At 55.8% G+C, this 22,294-nt stretch carries 16 protein-coding genes and 3 pseudogenes; 8 read left to right on the top strand and 11 right to left on the bottom strand.

Features of this window, described 5'->3' with window-relative positions; translation table 11 throughout:
- Positions 1–29: 29 nt before the first annotated feature.
- Both ACZ5TV_RS03405 and ACZ5TV_RS03400 read right to left on the bottom strand, forming a co-directional pair.
- Positions 30–1,166, bottom strand: a complete 1,137-nt coding sequence (locus ACZ5TV_RS03405; protein WP_379779465.1) for a DegT/DnrJ/EryC1/StrS family aminotransferase — start codon at positions 1,164–1,166, stop codon at positions 30–32.
- Between the two features lie 254 nt (positions 1,167–1,420).
- A complete protein-coding gene (locus ACZ5TV_RS03400; protein ID WP_464384330.1) occupies positions 1,421–2,206 on the bottom strand; it encodes a methyltransferase domain-containing protein in 786 nt (261 codons plus the stop codon).
- Positions 2,207–2,294: 88 nt separating this feature from the next.
- On the opposite strand from ACZ5TV_RS03400, the gene ACZ5TV_RS03395 reads away from it, so the two are divergent.
- Both ACZ5TV_RS03395 and ACZ5TV_RS03390 read left to right on the top strand, forming a co-directional pair.
- Positions 2,295–3,440, top strand: a complete 1,146-nt coding sequence (locus tag ACZ5TV_RS03395; protein WP_464384102.1) for an ISH3 family transposase — start codon at positions 2,295–2,297, stop codon at positions 3,438–3,440.
- A 642-nt stretch (positions 3,441–4,082) separates the two neighbouring features.
- Positions 4,083–4,646: pseudogene (locus ACZ5TV_RS03390) on the top strand (transposase); the annotation flags it as partial.
- A 7-nt stretch (positions 4,647–4,653) separates the two neighbouring features.
- On the opposite strand, the pseudogene ACZ5TV_RS03385 reads toward ACZ5TV_RS03390, so the two are convergent.
- Together ACZ5TV_RS03385 and ACZ5TV_RS03380 are read right to left on the bottom strand one after the other, a co-directional pair.
- A pseudogene (locus ACZ5TV_RS03385) lies at positions 4,654–5,483 on the bottom strand (IS5 family transposase).
- Positions 5,484–5,897: 414 nt separating this feature from the next.
- Positions 5,898–7,121 (bottom strand): IS701-like element ISHala1 family transposase, encoded by a 1,224-nt coding sequence (locus ACZ5TV_RS03380; RefSeq protein ID WP_007140874.1) that lies wholly within the window; start codon positions 7,119–7,121, stop codon positions 5,898–5,900.
- Between the two features lie 90 nt (positions 7,122–7,211).
- On the opposite strand from ACZ5TV_RS03380, the gene ACZ5TV_RS03375 reads away from it, so the two are divergent.
- Entirely contained in the window at positions 7,212–8,171 is a 960-nt protein-coding gene (locus tag ACZ5TV_RS03375) for a glycosyltransferase (RefSeq protein WP_379780191.1), read from the top strand.
- A gap of 24 nt (positions 8,172–8,195) precedes the next feature.
- On the opposite strand, the gene ACZ5TV_RS03370 is transcribed toward ACZ5TV_RS03375, so the two are convergent.
- Entirely contained in the window at positions 8,196–9,224 is a 1,029-nt protein-coding gene (locus ACZ5TV_RS03370; protein WP_379780189.1) for a hypothetical protein, read from the bottom strand.
- Between the two features lie 101 nt (positions 9,225–9,325).
- Here ACZ5TV_RS03370 and ACZ5TV_RS03365 point away from each other — a divergent pair.
- A pseudogene (locus tag ACZ5TV_RS03365) lies at positions 9,326–10,274 on the top strand (transposase).
- On the top strand, positions 10,241–10,966 hold the full coding sequence (locus ACZ5TV_RS03360) for a hypothetical protein (RefSeq protein ID WP_379780187.1): 726 nt from the start codon (positions 10,241–10,243) through the stop codon (positions 10,964–10,966). The pseudogene ACZ5TV_RS03365 and the gene ACZ5TV_RS03360 overlap by 34 nt, the downstream one beginning before the upstream one ends.
- Positions 10,967–10,992: 26 nt before the next feature.
- Here ACZ5TV_RS03360 and ACZ5TV_RS03355 read toward each other — a convergent pair whose 3' ends face one another.
- The 3 genes from ACZ5TV_RS03355 to ACZ5TV_RS03345 all read right to left on the bottom strand — a co-directional run bounded on the left by ACZ5TV_RS03355 (position 10,993) and on the right by ACZ5TV_RS03345 (position 14,324).
- Complete coding sequence (locus ACZ5TV_RS03355) at positions 10,993–12,720, bottom strand: hypothetical protein (protein WP_379780184.1); 1,728 nt, start codon at positions 12,718–12,720, stop codon at positions 10,993–10,995.
- Positions 12,721–12,783: 63 nt separating this feature from the next.
- Entirely contained in the window at positions 12,784–13,614 is an 831-nt protein-coding gene (locus ACZ5TV_RS03350; protein ID WP_379780182.1) for a hypothetical protein, read from the bottom strand.
- Positions 13,611–14,324 carry an O-antigen ligase family protein gene (locus tag ACZ5TV_RS03345; RefSeq protein ID WP_379780180.1) on the bottom strand — a complete coding sequence of 238 codons (714 nt, stop codon included), beginning with the start codon at positions 14,322–14,324 and terminating at the stop codon, positions 13,611–13,613. Before ACZ5TV_RS03345 ends, ACZ5TV_RS03350 begins: the two co-directional genes overlap by 4 nt.
- Positions 14,325–14,980: 656 nt before the next feature.
- On the opposite strand from ACZ5TV_RS03345, the gene ACZ5TV_RS03340 reads away from it, so the two are divergent.
- Positions 14,981–15,760, top strand: a complete 780-nt coding sequence (locus ACZ5TV_RS03340) for a class I SAM-dependent methyltransferase (protein ID WP_464384101.1) — start codon at positions 14,981–14,983, stop codon at positions 15,758–15,760.
- Between the two features lie 5 nt (positions 15,761–15,765).
- On the opposite strand, the gene ACZ5TV_RS03335 is transcribed toward ACZ5TV_RS03340, so the two are convergent.
- A complete protein-coding gene (locus tag ACZ5TV_RS03335; RefSeq protein ID WP_379780176.1) occupies positions 15,766–16,878 on the bottom strand; it encodes a glycosyltransferase family 4 protein in 1,113 nt (370 codons plus the stop codon).
- Between the two features lie 94 nt (positions 16,879–16,972).
- Here ACZ5TV_RS03335 and ACZ5TV_RS03330 point away from each other — a divergent pair, with 94 nt between their 5' ends.
- Positions 16,973–18,223, top strand: a complete 1,251-nt coding sequence (locus ACZ5TV_RS03330; RefSeq protein WP_379780174.1) for a TolB family protein — start codon at positions 16,973–16,975, stop codon at positions 18,221–18,223.
- Here the strand turns inward: ACZ5TV_RS03330 and ACZ5TV_RS03325 are convergent.
- On the bottom strand, positions 18,220–19,044 hold the full coding sequence (locus ACZ5TV_RS03325; RefSeq protein WP_379780172.1) for a glycosyltransferase: 825 nt from the start codon (positions 19,042–19,044) through the stop codon (positions 18,220–18,222). The genes ACZ5TV_RS03330 and ACZ5TV_RS03325 overlap by 4 nt on opposite strands.
- A 656-nt stretch (positions 19,045–19,700) precedes the next feature.
- Here ACZ5TV_RS03325 and ACZ5TV_RS03320 point away from each other — a divergent pair.
- The gene (locus tag ACZ5TV_RS03320) at positions 19,701–20,822 is read left to right on the top strand and encodes a hypothetical protein (RefSeq protein WP_464384100.1); all 1,122 of its coding nucleotides are present in this window, start codon (positions 19,701–19,703) and stop codon (positions 20,820–20,822) included.
- Between the two features lie 5 nt (positions 20,823–20,827).
- Here the strand turns inward: ACZ5TV_RS03320 and ACZ5TV_RS03315 are convergent, their stop codons facing one another.
- Positions 20,828–22,228, bottom strand: a complete 1,401-nt coding sequence (locus ACZ5TV_RS03315) for a sugar transferase (RefSeq protein ID WP_379783096.1) — start codon at positions 22,226–22,228, stop codon at positions 20,828–20,830.
- Between the last annotated feature and the right edge of the window lie 66 nt (positions 22,229–22,294).

The following is a 22,294-nucleotide window of genomic DNA, read 5'->3' as shown; positions in this document are numbered from 1 at the left end:
AGTAAACCGCTTTCGAAGTATCCCAGTTGTTACTGATTCACCGCTTCGATCACAGCATCAGCGATCCGGTCTGTCTCTGCTGTGGAAAGACTCGGATACATTGGTAACGAAAGCACACGGCTTGCGATGTCCTCCGTAACAGGGAGATCTGGAGTAGTATTCTTCGTTCGTGTATAATACTCCGTCTGGTGAACAGCTGGATCCCAGTAGACTTTTGATGAGATATTGCGATCCTCTAGAGTTTCAATCACGTAGTCACGATTGAGCTCATTGGCAAGCTCTATGGTATATAATTGATAGACGTGGGTTCCTACCTCCGGGGGTATATGTGGTTGTATGCCGTCAACATCTTCGAAGCGGTCAGTAAGTTCGGTGGCCGCCTGCCGACGGCCCTCAATGAGTTCATCGATCCGATCGAACTGAGAGCAACCTAACGCGGCGGTGAGATCCGACATTCGAATATTGGTTCCAATGTCGGCATAGTCCCCGGATTCTGAACTCTCGAAGTAATCGCTCGACGCACGGCCGTGTGAGCGGTACAGTTTCACCTGTTCTGCGAGTTCGTCATCATTAGTAACGACTGCGCCACCCTCTCCCGTGGGCACAATCTTGTTTTGACAGAAACTCAACGCTGCGGCATCCCCAAAGGAGCCGAGTTTTTGACCGTCAAACTCGGCACCGAGAACCTCCGCTGCGTCCTCGATTAGGGGTGTATCGTGTTCAGCCGCAAGGTCGACTAATTCATCGATTCGACAACTGGTTCCGTACGGATGGACGGGGATTATCGCAGCAGTTGACTCCGTGAGATTGTCTTCTACTGAGGCCGGATCGAGTCCATATGTATCTGACTCAATATCGGTAAATATTGGTTCTGCACCGACTAATCGAACTGCGTTGGCAGTTGCGATAAACGTGAAAGCAGGGACAATAACTTCGTCACCCTTACCGATCCCAAGTCCATGAAGTGCGGCGATGAGTGCAGTTGTACCTGAATTGACGACGAGAGCGTGATCTACATTTAGGAACGCTTCGAGTTTTGATTCAAATTGGTCGACGTACGGGCCTTTCGCCCAGTACCCACCTCGCTTAATCGAGTCGGTGACTGTTGCGAGATCGTTTTCATCCCATGGGATCTCGAAAAGCGGTATCGAATCTTGTTCCTGCATCGGATAAGACTATTAATTTGAATCATAATAATTCACCGTGCTCCTAGATAGTGTATTCAGTATGTTATTATCGCTGCTGATGGTCGCTATCGTTTGTCAGCACAACTTCTGTGGTGGTGACATCCCAGCAACAGGACAAACTGCCTTGTCTGGTAGTAAGTGGTGTGAATCGAGTTGCCCTTTTGTAGCTGTTGACCCGTTGTAGAACAAGGAAAACCTATGACAGAGAGCCAGAAGTGGTTGTTTTTTTTTTTTTACTTTGGAGTGACTGTATAAACTATTTCAGGAGATGGTCGGTCAGAATAATCCCAAGTTGGCGAACAGAGCGGTTCCAACATCTTGTACCACGTTTCTATCCAATCTTCTTTTAGTTCAACTCGCTGATCTTTTGGCATTGAATAGGCCATTCGGATTAAATACGGTGAGATTGGACGGAGGCCAATGTCCCACATACGTGAGTGCGCTTGTGTGACTGTTGCCCGCTGTTGGACAATATCCAGTCCTGCCGCTTCAAGTTTCTCTTCCCACTCTTCTGGAGTATACAGATGAGCATAGTGATCACTTCGACCTCGATCGATCATCTCGATAAATTCATTCCCCAGTTCATCTTCCCACTGATTCCAGAGGGTATTAAGAAAATTTCGAACATTTGTATTCTTCAACACGAGATGGCCCTGTCCGTCATCAGCGAGTACACGGGCAATTTCGTCAAGATGGAGTTCTACGTTCTCAACCCAGTAAACACTGTTAGAGAACACGGTTTTGAAACGATTGTCTTCAAATGGCAACGGTTGATTATTATCATGTTGGTGGAGTTCGTCATAGAAATCAAGTTCAGCCGCTTTATCAAGTAGCGGCTGTTTCCAGTCGGTTCCGACAGTAATTCGCCGATCGGGACGGTCTCTGATAACAGGACTATAATCTTCTGAGGTAGCGTTATAAATATCTTTATTCTGGAAGAAATTGTCAAGATTCTCCGTTGCACCGAAAATATCGAACTCTGTACCAAAGTCACCACCAGCAAGTAGGAAACTAAATATCCCATCTCCACAACTTAAGTCAAGAGATGGTTCTTCAAACTCAGTCGATCACATCGGGTTTGAGTGAAAGTGTCTGCTTGGGAAGAGTGTGGAACCTACCGAAGCAGACAACGAGATAGAAGAAGAGCATCTTCTTAATTTTGTCGTCAACAGCCTCGATGAAGAGCTTGAGATAGACCTCGACGAGAACGTCAAGGTCACGACAGAGACGTTGTACGAGGTCCTCGCCGGCGCCAGCGCCGGCGGGACCTCGATCAATCACGTCTGCGAAACGACCGAGGACTCGCCACACGCCAACACCGTCCGAGGACATCTCACCGAGCAGTTCGAACTTGACTCCGTTGAGGCGGTTGGGGACACGCTACTTCAACGAGATACGCTTGAGACGCTTCCAGATCGACCGGTGGAGGTCTGTGCAGACCTCCACCTCGACCCCTACTACGGCGATGAAGACAAAACAGAAGCGCTGTACTCCTCACAGGCGAAACGGGGAACCACGACGTTTCACGCGTATGCGACGCTCTACGCGCGGGTACGCAACAAGCGGTACACACTGGCGGTTCGCCAGCTGATCGCTGGCGATACCACCAGCGACGTCCTTGCTGAGTTTCTCGAGCTCCTCGACGGCCTTGACCTCGGCGTCAAGGCCGTCTATCTCGATCGCGGATTCTACAACAGCACCTGTCTTGGGCTGTTGTCCACGCACAACTACGCCTACGTGATGCCGATCGTCAAGTGGGGTGAAACGATCCAAGACGAACTCAGCAAAGGCTGGAGCCGCGAGATCGAACACGATCTCGCCGGCAAGGTAACCTTCCCTGTGTTCATCGACTGCGTCTACCAACAGGGACGATACGACGAACACGGGGTGGCGCGTCACGGCTACGCCGCTGACGCGCCGTTTATCGACACGCCACGGGATGCCCGAGAACACTACAGCAAGCGCTTCGGCATCGAGTCGAGCTACCGATTAGCCAAGCAGAGCCTCGCATTCACCAGTTCTCAGGACGCTGGGCTACGGCTGGTGATGTTTGTGGTGAGCCTACTGCTCCAGAATAGCTGGCGGTATCTACACTGGCGGTACGTGGCGGCGCCCCGCCGCGGGGGGCGCCGCCTCTGGAGGTGGCCGTTCACGGAGTTCTGTGAGATGGTGCTGCGGGCCGCTTGGACAGCGCTTGGTGTACGTAGGTCCATTCCAGCGAACCAGCCACTCGACAGCCGGTTCTTCCGGTAGCTGTCCACCGATTTAGATAGCGGTCGTGAGTGGCGACACTGTCGCGTCGGCGGCAGTGCGCCGCCGACAGCGACGATCTATCCCAAAGATCACTCTCACCAGCGCTTCGAAGACGCTTCACGACCAGTTCCATCTGATTCACCGGCATCAGACGAGATTACGCGGCTGTCGATGTGATCGACTGAAACTCTAAATCGCCAAGAACTTCACAGCTTGCTCCTCTCCACAGAGCATTTTCTGGTCGCAGCCAGTAGATGTTCAGGAACTTCTCAAGCCAATCTCGACTCATACTTAGCAAGTTCAGACCGAAGATAAATATTGGTTTGGATTAACAGAAGGCAGAGTGGCAATCTTAACCTGAAAGAATCAAGCGGGCAAGAATAAGGTGAGAAATTCGAGAAATTTGATCGCACATGGTTAAGAAGGCTCGCCAGCGAAAAGAAATTTCGCATAAGAACATACCGCAAGAGCAGCGTGTGTACTTAACTATCGCCACATGCCGACGATTGAATCGTTTCTCGACTAGTCAGATGAGACGATCAGACCGTTATTTTACTAGATCAATAGCTGTGTTGAATCGCCATACAGCAGCGAGGTAGGCCGCTAAATCAAAGGAGTTGAAGCGGGAAAATGCGGTTGTTCATGACGCAGATCTCCCACTTCATCGGGGAGGTTGTGCCGGTTGCTCAAAGAGTTACTGGCGATGGAGTCAAATCCACCACCCCGGAAGGTGGCGGCGGATTCGACGACTATGCACTCGTTTCCCTTCACTGTCTGCGAATTTACCCCGATTCATCGTACCGCATGACGATCGACCTGCTCAAAGAGATGCCACAAATAACCGGAGAGACCGGCCTCAACGTGGCCGATCTTCCTGCGCCGTCCACGCTGTGTAAGACATTCGACCGGATCAGTAGGAGCGTGTGTTGAGTGCTGCTGCGCCGGTCGGCGCAGCTGCACAATCTCTCTGAACACGCCGCAATTGACGCCACGTTCTACGACCGCTCACCAGCCAGCCGCCACTACTGCCAGCGAATCAGCTACCGCGTTCAAAAGTTGAAAGTCACGAAAATCGTTGATACAGCGTCTCAAGCTGTCCTTGACGTTCACTGCTCAACGAACCGGGAAGGAAGCGATGCAGAACTTGCTGAGCAGATCGCCCGCCGGAACGCGGGCGATCTGTGCTTTGTTGAATCCGATGACGGCGTCGGGATCACTGTTTGAGAGCTTGGTCGAGGTTGTAGACTGTGGCGGTCAACACGAGTTCGCGGAACTCACGGTACCAAGCGCGAGGGTGGACAGCGGGGCCGAATCGACGCTTGATGGCCGAAAAGACAGTTTCGGCCATCCAGCGCTGGCCGTATAACTCGCTGTCCAATCGTGCGTTGTGGGCATGATCGTACGCAGTAAACAGCCGGTGGCGCAGCAAGGTCCGGACGCCCTCCGAACGGAGGGCGTCACGGAGCGATTGGTCGTCATAGCCTTTGTCGCCGGCGAGACTCTCGATTTTCTCGGTGCTACGCAGGGCGACTCGACGGCCAGTTTGCGTATCGTGAGGCCAGTGTGCCAAGCAGTGAAGATCGAGGATGGCACACGAGTCCGTATCAATGAGTGCCGTCGTTTTGAGCGTGCGTATGTGGCGATCCGAGCGGTGTTGGTAGTGCCTCGATGCCGTTTCGCGGCGAAGAACGTGACATCGATGACTCCATGCGAGCCCGGATCGCAGCTGTTCGCGGACTCACGAAGGAGGCCGCGCCACACGGACATGGGCACCCTCTCAAACGACCGGTACAGCGTTGAGGGTTCGAGAAATGCCGTCCGCGCCAGCTGTAACAGACCACGAACGCGATCCATCTCACTCGCCCAATCAACGATCTCGCGGTACGTCGCATCCATGTGAACCCGCAAAAAGTGGAGCGTGACATGCTTCCACCCGGGAAATCTGGTGCCAGTCGGACCACTCACCCCCGTTGGACTGGCGGCACAGCGCTTTTGAGCCAGCGACACGGCTTGCTTAACGAAGCGGAAGAGGAGTTTGGACAATTCGGCTCTTCCGCTTTGCTTCCTCCTTCAGAGCGACGCTATCCTGCCGCCTTCTGCGGATTCAACAGAGCACGCTGATGTGTGTCGTCTATAACATCAAGCGCTTCCTCAAACAGTGGATCTCCACGCCTTGTAGCGATTCAACACAGCCCCTTGAATGGAATCAAATAGCTAAATACAATTGACTTGGAGACCTAAAGTACCGTAGAAATATATGGGTTCTAGCGATACCACTCATATCATCGTTGGTTCACACGGATTTGAACATGATATTCCACACCGAGAGCACCGTCTGGCAATTTACTTGTCTGACCATCCTTCAACAGGAAACGTTTATTGGATTTTTCCCAACGACGTTACGAAAATAAAAACAAGGAAATTTAGAGAGAATATTCATGAAGTTTCTATTCCAACTCAGCTTTGCACGTTAGCGTCAGCGGTTGAGTGAACGAAGAGATGGTCGATCTCGGTCATCAAGTCATCGATACCGCGATCATCGTTGTCTCGAACCCACGAGAGAAGGTTGTAGACGGCTTCCTTCAGGGAGTGTTCGAGGTTCGCTCGAAGCGATGACGCCTTCGAGCGAACAGTCCCCAAGGCGCTCGACTCAGGATCAAGACGAACGAGACTGTAGGCAGCCATCAGAAGGTGCCAGTGCCGACTGGCACCTTCGTCGGTCTGCATCTCGCAGTCTCCAAAGCCGAGATCCTGCTTCGAGTCCTCGAAGAACGTCTCGATGCGCCAGCGCATCCCGTAAGAGCGGATCACGTGCTCGGTCGGTGCGTCGATTTTGTTCGTAGCGAGGTACTTGACCGGATTCTCTTCGTCTTCATCGGTCTCTTTCTCGGCGATAACCAGCTTCACGTCTCCCAGCTGGGAGACGGGAAGCTTCTTCGTCCAGATGTGGTAGGTATCGTCCTCGATGTTGCGCTCTGCGGTGTCGATGCGCTCTGCCAGCGCATCGACGCTTAGCTCTTCTCCGCCGTAGGTCACCTGTCGATTGCTCCGGAGCGGGCCGATCCAGTCCTTGCCGTAGGATTCGATGTGTTCAACGAGACCAGAATCGTGAGCGAACCACGAGTCGAAGAGGTAGGTGTCCGCAGGCACACCTACCTCTTCTTCGAGTTCGGTGACGATCTCGCGGGCGAGATCGTACTTGGTGTCGTGGTCTTGGTCATCTTCGTCCTGTTTTTCGTAGAGGCGGAAAGTGAGTGGGTAGGCGGTTTTATCGTCGGCGTAGAAGGCGTAGATGAGGTCTTGGCCCCAGACAGTGTCACCTTCAGCGTGATCGTAGAAGTGGCCGACGCCGGGGACTTCGTCCCCGGCTTTCTCGGTGATCGTGTCGTCGAGGATGATGTAACCACCCTGTGACCAGCGCGTTTCACCGTGTTTTTGGAGTTCTTCGAGGCGTTCGTGGTTGAATTGCTGTTCGTCCCAGTCGTACTCGGTGAAGAACTTGTTGAGGGCGCGTTTGCCCTTGGCTGGAAGGACTTCGCGTGCGATGCCTGCCACGGTCTTGTTGCTGGCCGCAACAAGACCGGTGGCGTAGGTTTTCGCGTGATGGCGCTGGGCTGGAGACAGCGACTCGAACTCGTCGAACACACGCGTACACGACAAGAACTCCGTAATCGGCATCATCCGTCCTTGCCACCGCCTACGTCATGCACCTACTTCAACGTGCAAAGCTGAGTTCCAACAAGATTACGTCAAATTCGAGTCCCTACTCGGTTGGTTGATGAGAATCCATTTGAGTTCTATTACAAAAGAGTGATAGGACGTGAACTGGAGGAGATAACTTCAGAAAATAATGTTCTCTGGTACTATTATCCGATCTTCTCGTTTATTCCACAGGATAGTGATTGCTGGGATGCAGTAGTTTATGATTGTAGTGATAACCATACAACATCTGGGTGGAAATACAACTACGAAATGGGGCTAATAGAGAGATTCCGAAATGAAATTGGTGCACGTTTGAGCCAACAAAGTGAGATTAAGATTCTGAAGCATACCGATATTGTATTTACATCTTCTCAATATTTATACGCCAAGCTTAGTCGATACACCGACTCTCCAATCTATCTAGAAGAAACAGGTGTTGATCTAAAGAAGTTTGAAACCACAGAGAGGTACGGGCGTATCGAACAGATCGAACCACCACGGCTAGGGTTTGTTGGGAAGATGAAACAAAAAATCGACTACCAGTTGTTAGGAGACGTTGCGAGAAAGAATCCCTCGTGGAACATTGTGCTCGTTGGTCCAGATAGTGAGGGCAACGCCGATTCAATACGGAAAATTTCGAACGTCACCTGGATTGGTGCCGTTGATCCCGATGATGTCCCACAAGTTATGAACAGCCTTGATGTTGGGCTAATGCCATATCGAGAGATTGAGTACAACAAGGCCGTATTCCCGCTTAAGTTCCACGAGTACTTGGCTAGTGGGCTGCCGGTCGTCGGCTGTGGCCTGCCGTCGACGGAGAGATACGTTGAAGATGGTATCTATCTCCACACCGCTGTGCAGTCATGTGCGTTCGCGGACGCATGTTCAACCGCCCTATCATGGGAAAACACTACCACCGGGAAAAAAGAGCTAGCCCAATGTGCTGACTGGACGCCGAAAGTCAAACGAATACACGAACGTGTCTCGAATATTTGTGAATCCGACGAGAATTGTAGTAATAAAGAATAAATTATATTTTCTGTCCAATAAAATTCAGTTGAGGTTATTATACTCTGGGATTTCCGGATGTAATTTCGATGTTTTGTTTTCAACATAAAGGTCTATATTTTCTGCATTTAAGATCACATCATTCATATCATAGATGACCTGATCGAGAGTTAATTTTCCAACGTGCGGGTCAACGGTACGATGTTTAGACTCGCTTTTGTTTCTTGTCCTGACTTTTGGTATCGGTATATTACCTTCCATATACTCTGAAGACTCGAAAAAATAGTTTGAATCTGTCATATCAACACCACATAATACAATGCTGTCGTATCCAAGTACCACAGATAGGTGAATCAGATAGCTGATTGAACCTCTTTTCCTGTATAGAACATCGATATTTCCTTGATCAAAATAGCCGCTATTGTATAGGTACGCAAGTAACAGACGGTTTTTTTTACTTGTTGACTCCCAATCTACGAATCGCTTGAATTCTGAATCTCGGGATATTATCAACCTATTTTTTAACCAGCTTGGTATGTGGTCTACAGCATCAGTATTTGCTAAACTAGTTGTATCCTTCAATATCGTAGCTGTATTGGAGTAGGCCCCTTTTCTTTTATTAAGCATATCAATAAATACATCACCGAACTTTACCATACCGGGGTCATCTGACGGAGGAAACCAGTTACTGTGTATTTCGAACACGTGGTATGTTGGAACAAAATCATGAACTGGCCATCGATTAAGACCAACTGAATCATGTCTTTCGATATGTTCCCATTTCTCTTTTGATATGTTGTTTATACTACTCCCAGACCCAAGTATAAATATCCTATCGCTTGTTTTATAACTATTCAGATCGGTAAAAGAGATCGGTTTACCAATACCAGAGTCCACAACTTCAGACATAGCTTTTATTGCAGATTTGTTGTGCTTACGTACAAGATACGGAAGTGCGTATTTGGTCTGTTCTATGGTATTTCGTTCTATATGTCCAGTTGCTTTTTCTAATCCCCTCTGAGCTACATATCTTGCTCCCTTCTTTCGCCAAGCATCCACTACCTTATTTATCATCTATATCACCAGTCACAAGTGGATCCGTATATATTGTATGGATTAAGAAGGTGTCATAGAACAGTTCGCATACCGGAGAGCAGGGTGACCGCTGAGGTGGAATGAGTTCAGCGACCCTGCAAGATGATCCTTCGGTAAACTCGTTCTTCAATGTCGTGGAGACAGAGACGCTAGCGCTGTTCGAGTACCTCTCCTTCGAGTTTCTCGAAGAGTACGACGTGTTCGTCCCGGGGGAGACGGGGCGAACCCGAGACCACGAACCACCAGAGCTGATGCGTGGCTTTCTCCACTGCTATTACAAGGACATCTACGGCATTCGTCCCGTTGAACGAGAACTTCGGAACACGTTATCTGGCTGAGCTGTGGGTTCGAGCGACCGCCGTCGAGAGATGTGGTCGATCGTTTTCCCACCGACCTCGAACACGTCGTTGACGAGGTCTTTGACCGACTCGTCGAGCAGGCCGCCCGCCGCGGCCTGCTCGACTTGACCTACTGTACCGATTCAACCGACGTGAGGGCGATGCCCGCCGATCAAGACGCGTCGAAGTGCTACGATCCAACCGACGACGAGTACTACTACGGCTACGGCTGTACAATCATCTCGACCGGGCAAAAAATCCCAATTGCAGCGGAGTTCACCGAAAGCAAACAAGCGCCAGAGGAGACGGCGATGCGCGTCACGCGTGACGCTCTCGCCGTCGCCAAACCGATCTGGATGATCGGTGACAACGCCTACGACCGCTCGACTGGCACGACCACCTGCTGGCCGCAAGGGTCGTGCCAGTCGCCCCGTACAACGCGCGAAACACCGACGACCCAAAAGACATCGAGTACAGGGTCGAAGACTGCATCAAACAACACAGCGAGGACGTTCAGCTGAAGCAGACCACGTTGGATGAGACGTACAACCGCCGTACTGGAGTCGAAAGAACCAACGAATCAGTGAAGGACTGCGGCCTCGGGCGAACGCACGCCCGAGGCCGCGTTCACGCACGAGCACAGGTGTTCCTCGCTCTGTGTCTTCGTCTCGTCGTCGCAATCACCAACTAAGAACGCGGAGACAATCCGGGAAGCACGATCACCACTTCGGATACTCCTTCCCGGAGAACGAAACCAAGACGACATTCCCCGACTACCTCCTGACGTTCGGCGAGTTCTGGAACGAGAACGCTCGGTTCCCGATCCCCGATGACCGCGTGATCCCCGTCGGTTACCCGTACCTCGAACAACGGCTCGACGCGTACGACGACGTCAAACCTGCCGAACAGCTCCTGTTCATCTCACAGGGAACCATCGGGCGCGAACTCTCACAGTTCGCCCTCAAGGTCCACGAAGACGACCGGATCGATCACGAGGTCGTCTACAAACTTCACCCCGGCGAGTACGATCGTTGGGAAGATGAGTATCCCTGGTTGGCGGAACCGGACATTAGAGTGATTGACGAACCCGAGCCCCCGCTCTATCGACTCTTTGCCGAGTCCACCGCTCAGGTGGGTGTCGGATCGACGGCAGTGTACGAGGGGTTGTGCTTCGACTTGGAGACGTTCGTGTTCGATACGGACGGGTCAGACGTGTTACAACCGCTCGTTGAGGATGGAACCGCGGCAACGATCTCAACCGCCGATGAGCTGGTTGGTAAAATGAATAGAGAGCAAAGAAGACGGTTCGATAGAGAACGGTTCTTCAAACCGGATGCAGTTGAAAACATCCTACAGGAATTGAACACGATTCTTGAGTGTTAGTGGTCTTCCGGCATCTCGATCGGCGGTTACAGAACTCGCCCGTCGTTTTCTAACTTCTGTGACATTGTTACGATGATATACAGTCGAAATCCGAGGCGACCCTCGTACATGGAGATCGACGGTCGTTCTACAGGTGTGTATTCCTCGATTCGCTGAATAACCGACTGCGGAAGCTGCGACCCGACCTCTCGTTTGATCGTATCGATCACTGACCCTGATTCGTCCTCCGTCGTCTCTCCTGAGTCACCCAATTCGTTGAAAGCGTGATCGATGAGTTCGTCGCCGAGAACCGACCGTGCGTGATCGGTATCTAGCCGATCCCGGAGGAACTCGATAGACGCGTCGCTGTTAAGAAGTCGTTCCGTATCCGGGTTCGCCGATCGCGTCGCGACGGGCACATCCGGACTCCGCTGTTGAACGTACTCGTGGTACAGTCGTTTCTCGGTCCGAAGTTTGTCTGGGAGAGTACAAACGGTTTGAATGATCTCTCGGCTGAGGAACGGGTTTATTTCTTCAATATAGGGTGTTTTGAGGGATGTCAATGCCGACTGAACTATTGCTAATCGATACGTCAGCTTCAAGCGATCACGCCACGTCGCTAGCGACTCGTCATCAGCTTGCGCAAACTCGGCCGGCCACTGTTGTGCGTCCGCACCAGGGATCGACAGTGACGGCATGACTTCATAGTCGGAGATTAATTGACCGCCAACCATTCGCCTGACCTGTGTTTGGGATGAAACTGCCGACCAGCCGAACGGATTGTTCCCACGGATAATGCCTACGTGGTCTTCAGCGAGTGTTTTGAAGGTCCTGAAGCCGTCCAGATATCCAGATATGTGGTCGATCCGACCTTCTCCAGCGGTAACAAACCGGTCGAACACCGTACCTATGTCAGAGGGATGTTGTGGCAGTTCGTAATACTCATGCGGAATCCCATATGCGTCCGCAAGCTCGCGTGCCCGAACAGCGTCACTATCGGGATGGTCGAGTGCTTCCGCGGTCCCCCACGTGATCGCGGTCAGCCCCAATCTGTCGTGGAGGGTCTGAATCAACCCTCGACTATCCATTCCACCCGATAACGCGAGAACCCAGCTATCGGGTTCAATATCGAGATTTTGAATCGTCGTCTCAATTGATTGACTAAGTTCCTCACGATGTTCCTCTCGACTTCGGTTTTTGATCTCAAAGAATGATGAGACTTCTGTCGTCGTCTCCGTTAATTCCCATGTCGATCGATCGATCCGAACGTTCCCGCCGGGCGGAACGTATTCGGTTCGCGCGTCCCACGCCTGTCCGGGTCCGAGACTCCCGCTGGAGATCATCCATGCAATCGCCCGCTCGTCGGGCACGAACTCGTCGGCAAAGTGAGCGATCGCACGCTGGGAAGTTGAGGCGACGAGCAGATCCTCGAACAGCCGGTAGTAGATCGTGCGTGAGGCGGTCGCGTCAGCGACCAGCTCGATCGCGCCCGAGTCGACGCGGACGATCCCGTAGCTCCCGTCCGCGACGGGCGCGCCGGGATCGTGCCAGTCGTCGGTCCGCGGGATCAGCCGCCCGAGACACGTGCTCGTCCCGTGGGTCGGAAGCGACTCCGGCGCGTTGATCCGACAGGTGAGCACCCCGTCGTCGCGAACGACCTCGACGTTCCGGGGCGCGTTTTCCGGGAGGATCCGGTCTGCGACTGTTTCGAGATCGGCGGCGGTATAGGTGTCGACCGTACCGCCGCGTCCGCAAAGCGAGATCAGTTCGGCCATACGGGAGACGCGGCAGCGAAGGGTAAAACAGGAACGGTGACGGTCGAAGCTCGATCCGGATGCTCAATCGAACCGGTTTCGGATCTTCGAGATTCCTCGACGAAACGCGCCAACGAACCCGTGCCGCCAGATCCCCATCCGGATCTTGTTGATCGGGTTCGACTCGTCGTTCGAGTAGACGGAGATCCCGCCCAGCTGCGTGAACACGCGATGGTCTGTCGTCGCATTGATTGTCTCCGCTGCCTCCTCGACGTCAGTGTACTTGCCTGCGCCCGGCGTGTCGATGTCGAGGAGCCGCCCGTGGAACAGCTTTACTTCCCCAACCGCGTGGCCTGGATAGCGGAGCATGAGGTTGTACTCCGGCGGCAGGGTTGCGATCCGGAGGTCCGACTCGTATAGCGCCTTCCGGAAGGAGGGCTGGTTCTGTGGGTTTCCGCCGTCGTAGAGGTTCTTATATACCTCGTCCCACGACTGTGTGAACTCTCGGAGGGCGTCGTCGTTTCTGTACGCGACGACGCCCGTATTGTACTCCGGGAAGCTGTCCGGGACGCCCGGCGGATCGTAGACGCTCCGGTTGTGGTTGTGCGCGACCGCGATGTCGAACCGATCGAGCACGTCGAACAGCTCCTCGGCGTTGGCGTCCATGTAGATGTCCGTGTCGAGATGGAGCGTCCTGTCGAACGGGGATCGGTGAAGATTCGCGATCTGGTCGGTGAAGCTGTAATCCGGGTCATCGATCTCGATCACGTGGTCGAATGCGAACTCCGGCTCGCCGTCCGTCGCGATCGCGATCGGGACATCAGGCATAGCGTCGCGAACCGACTGTGCGGAGCGTTCGGCTTCGGCGATGAACTGATCGCCGGTTGCGATGTAGAAGACACCGGTGCGAATCATGCTGTTGTGGATGTCGTATCGCTTCTGTTCTCGATGATGTCGCGTAACAAGTATCCGATTAGTAATGCTCCGACGACCGATGTCGTACTTAGTCCGAAGATCGAGTTCCCCGAGAACAGTTCGTTGACGACGAAGCCGATGACGAGTGCATGGACAATGAGGGATTCACGACTAGCGATCACCTTGGTGTGCGATACGATCGAGTACAAGAAGATGTACAGATAACACAGTCCACCGATGATGCCGGTCGTGACGAACAGCCGGAGGAACGAGTTATAAATCCCTGCACCAACTGCTGCGGAAGTGAATTCTCCTACGATCGTCGGCATATCACCGGGGCCATGGCCGAAGACCGGCTGAGCCTTGATTGCGTCGATAGCAGCGTACCAGATCTCCAGTCGTCCCGAGAGATACACTTGTTCAATGATCGTAGGTCCGGGAATAAGTCGTAAGAGCATGAGATATCCCGTCGTACCGGCAGCAATCGAAACAAGAATGAACTGGGTAAATTGCTCACGCGTGATCGCACTGCCAATCAAGTACACAGCTATTGCTGCAGCAAATCCTAGCAATGCGGCACGACTTTGAGCAAAAAATAATCCGAGGACACATACCGAAAACAACCCGTGTTTTAAGTATGGTCTACGAACCCAGACGAGACTGGACACCGCACCAATAAAAAGTAATTCACCCAGTGGGTTTGGATTCAATAATATTGATTCAATAACATAGAATTCTAATCCTAACAGATCTTCTGTTCTGTGAACCGATACTAAAGGGATCGAACTCCCGATGATTGCGGAAGGTATTCCTATGATTGAAACTATACTTGCAATACACGAAATCGTCTGGAGAAAAATTCTCTTACTTACATTCTTTGAAATCAAAAATAGTAATATAAATGAGGCGGGTATAAATATAATTGTACGCGATAATAGTTCTATATTTATCGGATTTAAGATGGCATGGTATGTATATATAGAATAGATTATGAAAAGTGGCATGAATATTGTAGTCGGGATCTCCAAATTAGTTTCTCTCAACCATACAATATATACAGAGAGTGCTGCTATAGCTCCTATTGGTGCTAATAACCAAACTCTTGGCAGTTCTGTAACAGTTAAAAGACTAGTTATAATGAGGAAGACAAACAACGCTAGAAAGAATGGTTGGGCTCTTGTTATTGAACGATGAGTATGCTGCAACATCAACACCGTCGCTTCTAAAACACTTGAGAGTAACGGTCAGTTTTATATTAACGGTAATCTACAATCCACAAAAGGTTCATGAACAGCCATACAAGAATATCTCATTGATCGTGAATCATATGTTATAAGTTCTCCTCTGTCATTCTATAGTATATCTTATGGCACTACGGCTCTGTCCTTGTTGTGGATTTAGCGAGACTTCGACAAATAAAACGATAGGTGAGTTTAACATTTCAATTTGTAATTCATGTGGATTCCTCTTCGTAGAGAACCCTCCAGAGTCTTCAATCGCAGATAATCCTGTCTCCAAACTCCGTCATACCGAGGTCCCGACACCGAAGCGTCGGCACTACTACACTCGGAATTTGATCGATAGACTGGATACTGGAAATCGAGTCATAGAGATTGGTTCTGGCTTCGGAGCACTAGGCAAGCTCCTCACAGCTAATGGATACGATTACCTCGGGTTCGAACCAGACAAGGGTCGCGCTGATGTCGCTTCTTCCGGAGGTGTCCCTGTCGAACCACATGTTTTCGATCCATCGGAGGTGACCGGCTCCGTTGATGTTGTCGTTATCGATAACGTCTTAGAGCACGTCCACGACCCGCAGTCGATACTCAATGATGCTGCTGAGGTATTATCCGAATCTGGGACGCTGATCGTGATCGTTCCAAACCGGTACGATATTCGGAGAGCACATCCAGGATGGGCACAACGTCACTTCTGGATCCCGCCAGCACACATCAATTTCTTCCGGTGGAAAGATCTTCAGCGAATGTGCTCTTCTGCTGGGTTCTCTATACGACCCTTCCCAGTTCGATCTCACGTAACAGACGATCTCCATACGAAGGATCTCGGCTTCATAATAAAATCGTTGATAGAAAAGACAGGGTTCACTCCGCTCGGATTGTATGCCTATGGCTCTCTCTCGGAGTGACCCTCTTATTCTTGAACTACTGCGTTCCGATACTCCTCCTGATACGCTTTACTCATCCGCTCCGCACTCAGATGCGCCGTGACGATTGCCCTCGCGCCGGCCGTCATGCTCAGATAGTTCTCTTCGATGATCTCCTCCATCACCGCTGAAAGCGCTGCCGACTCTCCCAGTTCGAACTCGGCTCCAACCGTCGAGTTGTACTGGAGTATCTCCTGATGTGGTTGAATATCTGACAGCACGACCGGGAGGCCCGACGCGAGTGCCTCCATCACGGTGTTGGGTAATCCTTCAGAGCTCGACGCCGAGACGAAGAAGTCCGATGCCCCGAGGTAAGCCGCGACATCGTCTACCCATCCCTCCATCCGAACCCGATCGTCGCCCGCCGCGAGTTCGGCACACTCGGCTTCCAACGACCCATCACCCAACATGCACAACACGCCGTCCTCGATCGCCGCGTCCTGAAACGCCTCGATCACGTCGAGGGGGTTCTTCCGTGGGATCAGCGTTCCCACGGAGACGAAGACGGTCGCCGACTCGGGGATTCCGAGCTCCTCGCGCAAACGGGCCTTCTCCGCGTCCTCCACCGGCTGATACGCCTCTGTGTCCACTCCGTTCTGTATCGGCGTAGCGTCCACACCGTGTGGTCGAATCCGGTCCGCGATCGTCTCCGAACACGCGACCGGGTGGTCGATCCGCCGGTACATCCGGACGTGCTCGGCCGCCATCGCCTTTCCCTGTAGCTCCCCGAACTTCGCCGGGTAGTCGTCGTACGGATAGTTCCGGATCGTCGTGATCCGCGGGTATCCGGAGAGGAGCAGCGCCGAGAGCGTATCCGCCCGGATCCCCTGTGTCTGAATGATATCCGGGTCGATCTCGGACACCTTCCGGCGCAGTCGCCGCGGTCCGAACGCCAACCCTTCCCATCGGGACAGCCCGAGCGTCTCGTACTCGATGTCGAGCTCGCGAAACCGCGGGAGCTCCGTGTCCGCCGGCTCCGGTGAGAGCGTGAGTACCGTCGCATCGAACTCGTCGTCGAGGTGGTTCAGGATGTAATAAAGCTGGTTCGTCGGGCCGCTGGGTCGCAAGCGCGAAACGACATAGAGGATATCCGTGGTCACATCCGGGACGTGTGTACGTGTGCTGATAAACGCTGCTTGTTCACGGCCGAGAGAACACGCCTAAACACCCCGCCGTGGATACTCCACGTATCCGATGAGCCAGTACTCCGGCCTCGAACGACGGATCGCGGCGGTCCTCCAACGGTTTCCGGGCCTCAAACGCCGTCTAAAAGAGGTATATCAGCGCGTGAACTACTACGCCTACGCCGACCGCGACTTCGAGTACGCGGTTGCCGACGACGCCACCCTTAGTACCGTCTCCGACCGGTATGGGGCCGAACCGACCGATCGCGACCGATTTTTCGGCTACTTCGATGTCCATCCATGGACCGCCTCAATGGACGGTTTCCTCCTCCACGAGGTCAGCGGAGACGCCGTCGATATCCGCCTCTACCGCGACGGCGACCACACAACTCTCGGCACCTCTTTGGCGTGGAACCTACAACAAGGGTCGCGCACACAGTGGCACCCCGCCGCCGAGTCAGTCCTGTATAACGACCGCGAATCCGACCGGCTCGTCGCCCGAGAAGTCTACTCTGACGGCGAGACGGCCGCCACGTACGACCGCCCGATCCAGGCTCTTCACCCGGATGGAACCGAGTTCCTCTCGCTGAACTACGATCGGCTGGACCGCAACCGGCCCGACTACGGATACGGTCGGGATCCGCGTTCGCTTCCTGATCCCGAGTCAGACGGCCTATGGCGGGTCGAGATGGACTCCGCCGACGACGAACTGCTCGTCTCCCTCCAGTCGCTCATCGATCGCTCGGAGACGACTGCACCCCCCGAGGCGCACTACCTCAACCACGCACTCTACGATCCCACTGGGGAGCGATTCGTCTTCCTTCACCGCTGGAACGGTGACGAGGGTCGCGTCTCCCGGCTGTACGTCGCCGACCGCGACGGGAACTGCCGAGTCGTGATGGACGACACCGTCGTCTCACACTACTGCTGGCTCTCGGACTCGGAGCTGTTCGTGTGGGGTCGGACCGCAGCACATGGGGACGGGTATCACGTCCTCGACGTGGATACCGGAGATACCGAATACGTCGGCGCACTTGACGACTACGGGGACGGCCATCCCTCCCTGTCACCTGACGGCCGATACATTGTGACGGACACGTATCCCGACCGAGAGCGGAAACGGCGACTCCTGTTGTACGACCGCGAAACCGAGGACGTGACTGAACTCGGACGGTTCTTCGAACCGCTCCGATTCACCGGAGAGACGAGATGTGACCTTCACCCTCGTTGGAGCCCCGATGGAACCGCGATCTCCTTCGACTCCGCACACACCGGTCGCCGCGACTCTTATATACTGGACGTAAGCCGGATCCTGAGCTAATCCCGTAGGAACGTCCGATAAACGACGCTTCGGACCCCGTTCGGCAGGAGTCGAAGCGGGATCCGCGCGCAGATATTTAAAAAGAACACGGGAAGCGAGATCGCGCCCAGACGGAGGAACTCGTACTGGAGCCTCGTCTCCGTCTTCGCGTATGCCAAGCCACCACGGCGGTTGAACAGGTCCTCGCCCGCCTCACACTTGACGAGCACCGTGGGCACGTTCGCCAGTGTGTGTCCCGCCGCGAGCATCCGCATCCACAGATCGTAATCCTGCATCGAGCGGAGCGGACGGTAGTTCCCGACACCGAGGACGGCGGACCGCCGGAACAGCACCGTGGGATGGTTCAGCGGACAGCGAAATCGGGCTGCCGATCGGACCTCTTCGGGCGTCGCTGGAACTTCCCGAACCGTCTCGATTGTGGTGGGATCCTCCGAAAACTCCCCGATATACCCGCCGACCACGTCCGTCTCCGGGTGTTCACTTATATACTCCAGCTGTCGCTCGAACCGGTCCGCGACGGCGACGTCGTCGGAGTCCATTCGTGCGACCCACTCGTGTGAGCACGTCTCGACGCCGTGGTTCAGCGCGGCCCCGAGTCCCTGGTTGCGTGACAGCGAGGTCCGCCGGAGTAAGCCCGGATACTCGGCCATCAACTCGTCGAGGACTCCATCCAGCGCGGGCGTCACCGGACCGTCCTCGACGACGACCACCTCGTCCGGCCGGACTGTCTGGTCGATCACGCTCCGTATCGCGCGTTCGAGATCGTCGGCGTCGTCTCCCTCATACGTCGCGATCAACACCGAGAACTGCGGGTCACTCATGCTGCCGGCCTCCGTCGATATTAGGGTAGATCCACGGCGCGACCCGAAGGATTCGCATCGATCCGGGCTACACCCGGCCCGTACAGGAACGTTGCGATCCGGCGTGCGAGGGGACCGTGAGCCACGGGGGACGGAGGCCGTCGAACGCGACGGTGCGCCACGCCGGCGACGGGGAACCGTCACGGGAGACGAGACCGACCGAAGGAGATGGGTGGTGAGCTACGACGACGCGCCGGAACGTGGGTTGCGTGGGTGGCGTGGGGCAGGGGGGGACGCCCCACAGGAGGAGACCAGTCCTGACGCGATGTGTCGATTGCCAGTGGGTCGTCCACCAGCACGTGTATCGAGGGGCTGGGACACCCTAATGGGTCCCCCTCCGTGTTGTGGGCGTTTATAAGCAACCCGGCACGATCGCCCGACTGCGCGAGTCGCGACCCGCACTCGACGACGGCTGACGGCGGCCCCAGTCGGGCGACGGGGCGGAGCCGGGCGACGGCCGCCGCGGCTCACTCGTCGGTGTCGTAGGACTCGCCGACGGCGGCGGGCATCCGCCCGCGTCTTCCCCCACACGGAGAGGACGATGATCACGAAGTAGCTTCCCCGGTCTCGTCTCTGCCCCCGCCAGCTTTTCACCCCGTCCCGCCGACCCGGTCGGTATGGTTTCCATGCAGGAATTCCCCCCGCGTCCGTCGGTCGAGACGGTACTCGGCGACGAGTCCGATAACGCCTCCTCCGACGTGAATTCGTCCGCCGTGGACATCTCTCCCACCGCCGACGCGTCCGCCGTGGACGCCTCCCACGACCCCTTCGGTTCGGGCCACCTCTGGGTCACGGAGCTGGTCGCGGGCGACCCCCTCCGCTTCCGGTTGACGGACGCGGGCTTCCTCGAGTTCGGCGACCGAAACGGCGTGTTCGACCACGACGCGGTTCCCCTCCGGTACCGCGCCGCGGTCGGGGCGGTCCGTGAGCGGTTCGCCCGCGACGCGTTCGCGGCCGCCGTCGACACCCCCGGCTCGGTGACGTTCTTCGGCGTCGCGACACACGCCCGCGGGCTCGCGTACGACCTCGACCGGGTCCCGCCGTTCCTCGGCACCGCGGTTCACGACGCCGACCGGGAGCGATATCTCCCGCCCGACACGGTCCGACGGGCGTTCGATCTGGTCGGGATCCCCACCACGGAGCCGGTCGACAAGGAGGTCCGCGCCGCCCACTTCGACCCTGCGGACTACCCGATCCCCGACTCGCGGTACCGCGACGGTCCCGCCGCCGGCGTCGTCTTCCACAACAAGGCGGGCGGGAGCGCGGTCCGGCGGAACCCGGCGGTCCAGCCGAGCCCCGGGGTCGACGCGGACGACGAGCGACCCGTGGCGACGGGGGGCGATCGGTCCTCGGCGACGGAGACACGACCCGATCCCGAGCGACCGGCGACCGCCGACGCCCTCGTCGACGCCCTCGTCGACGACACCGACATCGACCGGGCCGTCTCGGGGCTCGTGGCGGGCACTGACGCCTCCGCCCGCGACGGCACGCTCGATGCCGACACCGCCCGCGACGGCACGCTCGATGCCGACACCGCCCGTGGCGACGCCGCCGACGACACGCTCCCGCCGGTCGAGGCGATCGTCGACCGCCTCCTCGAACGGCTTGCCCGGGAGACGTCGCTCGTGGCGGACGCCGACACTGTGGACGGATCGGGGGAACCGAACGCCCCGGACGAGACTGCGATACGGTCGGTGCTCGCGGCCCGCGTCGATCGGTACCGCAGGGAGAGGACCTGACGCGGCTATCGGAGGAACCCGACCACGTCACGGACGACGGCCGCGATCTGCCGGATCACGATCTTCACGTCGAACCAGAACGACTGCTGGCGGATGTACGCGATGTCGTAGCGGAGCTTCTCCTCCGGCTCCGTGCTCTTGACACCGTTCACCTGTGCGAGCCCGGTGAGCCCGGGTTTCACGAACCAACGCTTCCGCCAGGAGCGCGTCTCCGCCTCCAACAGCGTCTCCTCTTTGACCCATGCCGCCCGCGGCCCGACGACGCTCATATCCCCTTTCAGGATCGTCCACAGCTGCGGTAGCTCGTCGAGATGGGTCCGCCGCAGCACGCGACCGACTCGGGTGATCCGATCGTTCTCGTCGTCCGTCGACGGCGTCGCCGACACGCCCTCGGGCACCATCGACCGGAACTTCGCGACCGTGATCGTCTCGCCGAGCCCCGCGGTGCGCTCCTGATAGTACAGCACCGGGCCGGGGCTGTCGAGCTTGATCGCGACGGCGATAAGCGCCGCGAGCGGGGCCAGACACACCAGTCCGACGACGGCGAACGCCACGTCGAACCCGCGTTTGAGCATGTGATCCTGAATGTCCCACGGCTCGACGTCGACGTCGACGAGCGGGCCGGCGTCGTCGCCCGCGGTCAACACGGTGTCGGCGAACTCACGGTGGACCTTCGCGGCGACACCGTGCTCGTGGCAGGCGTCGAGCGCCCCGAAGAACTCCGCGCGATCGGGCTCCGAGAACGCCAACACCGCGGTTTCGACCTCGTAGTGGACGAGCGCGTCCTCGATCCGCGAGAGCCCGCCCAGCCGCGTGATCCCCGGGTCGCCGCCGTCGGCCACGACCGCGACTCGCTCGGCCGGCGGTTCGGCTTCGGGTTCGACCGTCGAAGGGGCGAGGTAGCCGAGGTACTCGAACTCCGTCTCGGCGGCGAGCCGACGGATCTGCTCGTAATCGTCGCCGACGATGATCGCCCGCGACGGGTCGGTAGCGGGCTGCCGCCGGATCCACACGAGCCACATCGGGACGACGACGAACAGGACCGCGACCGTCATGGTGAGCGTCGCTCGCGGCACCCGCCAGGACCATTTATAAAACCCGACCGCGGCGATCGCGAGGCCCCCGACCAACACCCGTTTCTGTGCCAGGAGGACGACGTCCAACAGTCGACGAGGACGAGGTTTATAAAGGGGGAACAGCGCGCCGACGACCGCACCCGCCGTGAGGAGCGTGACGAGCGCCAATCGCTCCCCGCTCAGGACGGTCGGATCGAGGCGGTTGAACACGGGGACGTACGTCGTGAACACGGCTTGCGGGACCGGATGGTTGGCAGCCATCACCGTCCCCGTGGCGAGGAGCGCGACACCGAGGACGCTGATCAGTCGGTACCGCCAGCCGGAAAGCATCACTTTCGATACCTCGCGATCATATAAAAGGACTGTGAAGTGACCGGTCGGCAGAACGTTTCTGTC

The organism is Halorubrum tibetense (assembly GCF_055396225.1).
The sequence above is the reverse complement of the archived record's forward strand: the minus strand, read 5'-3'. Positions and strand labels throughout refer to the sequence as shown.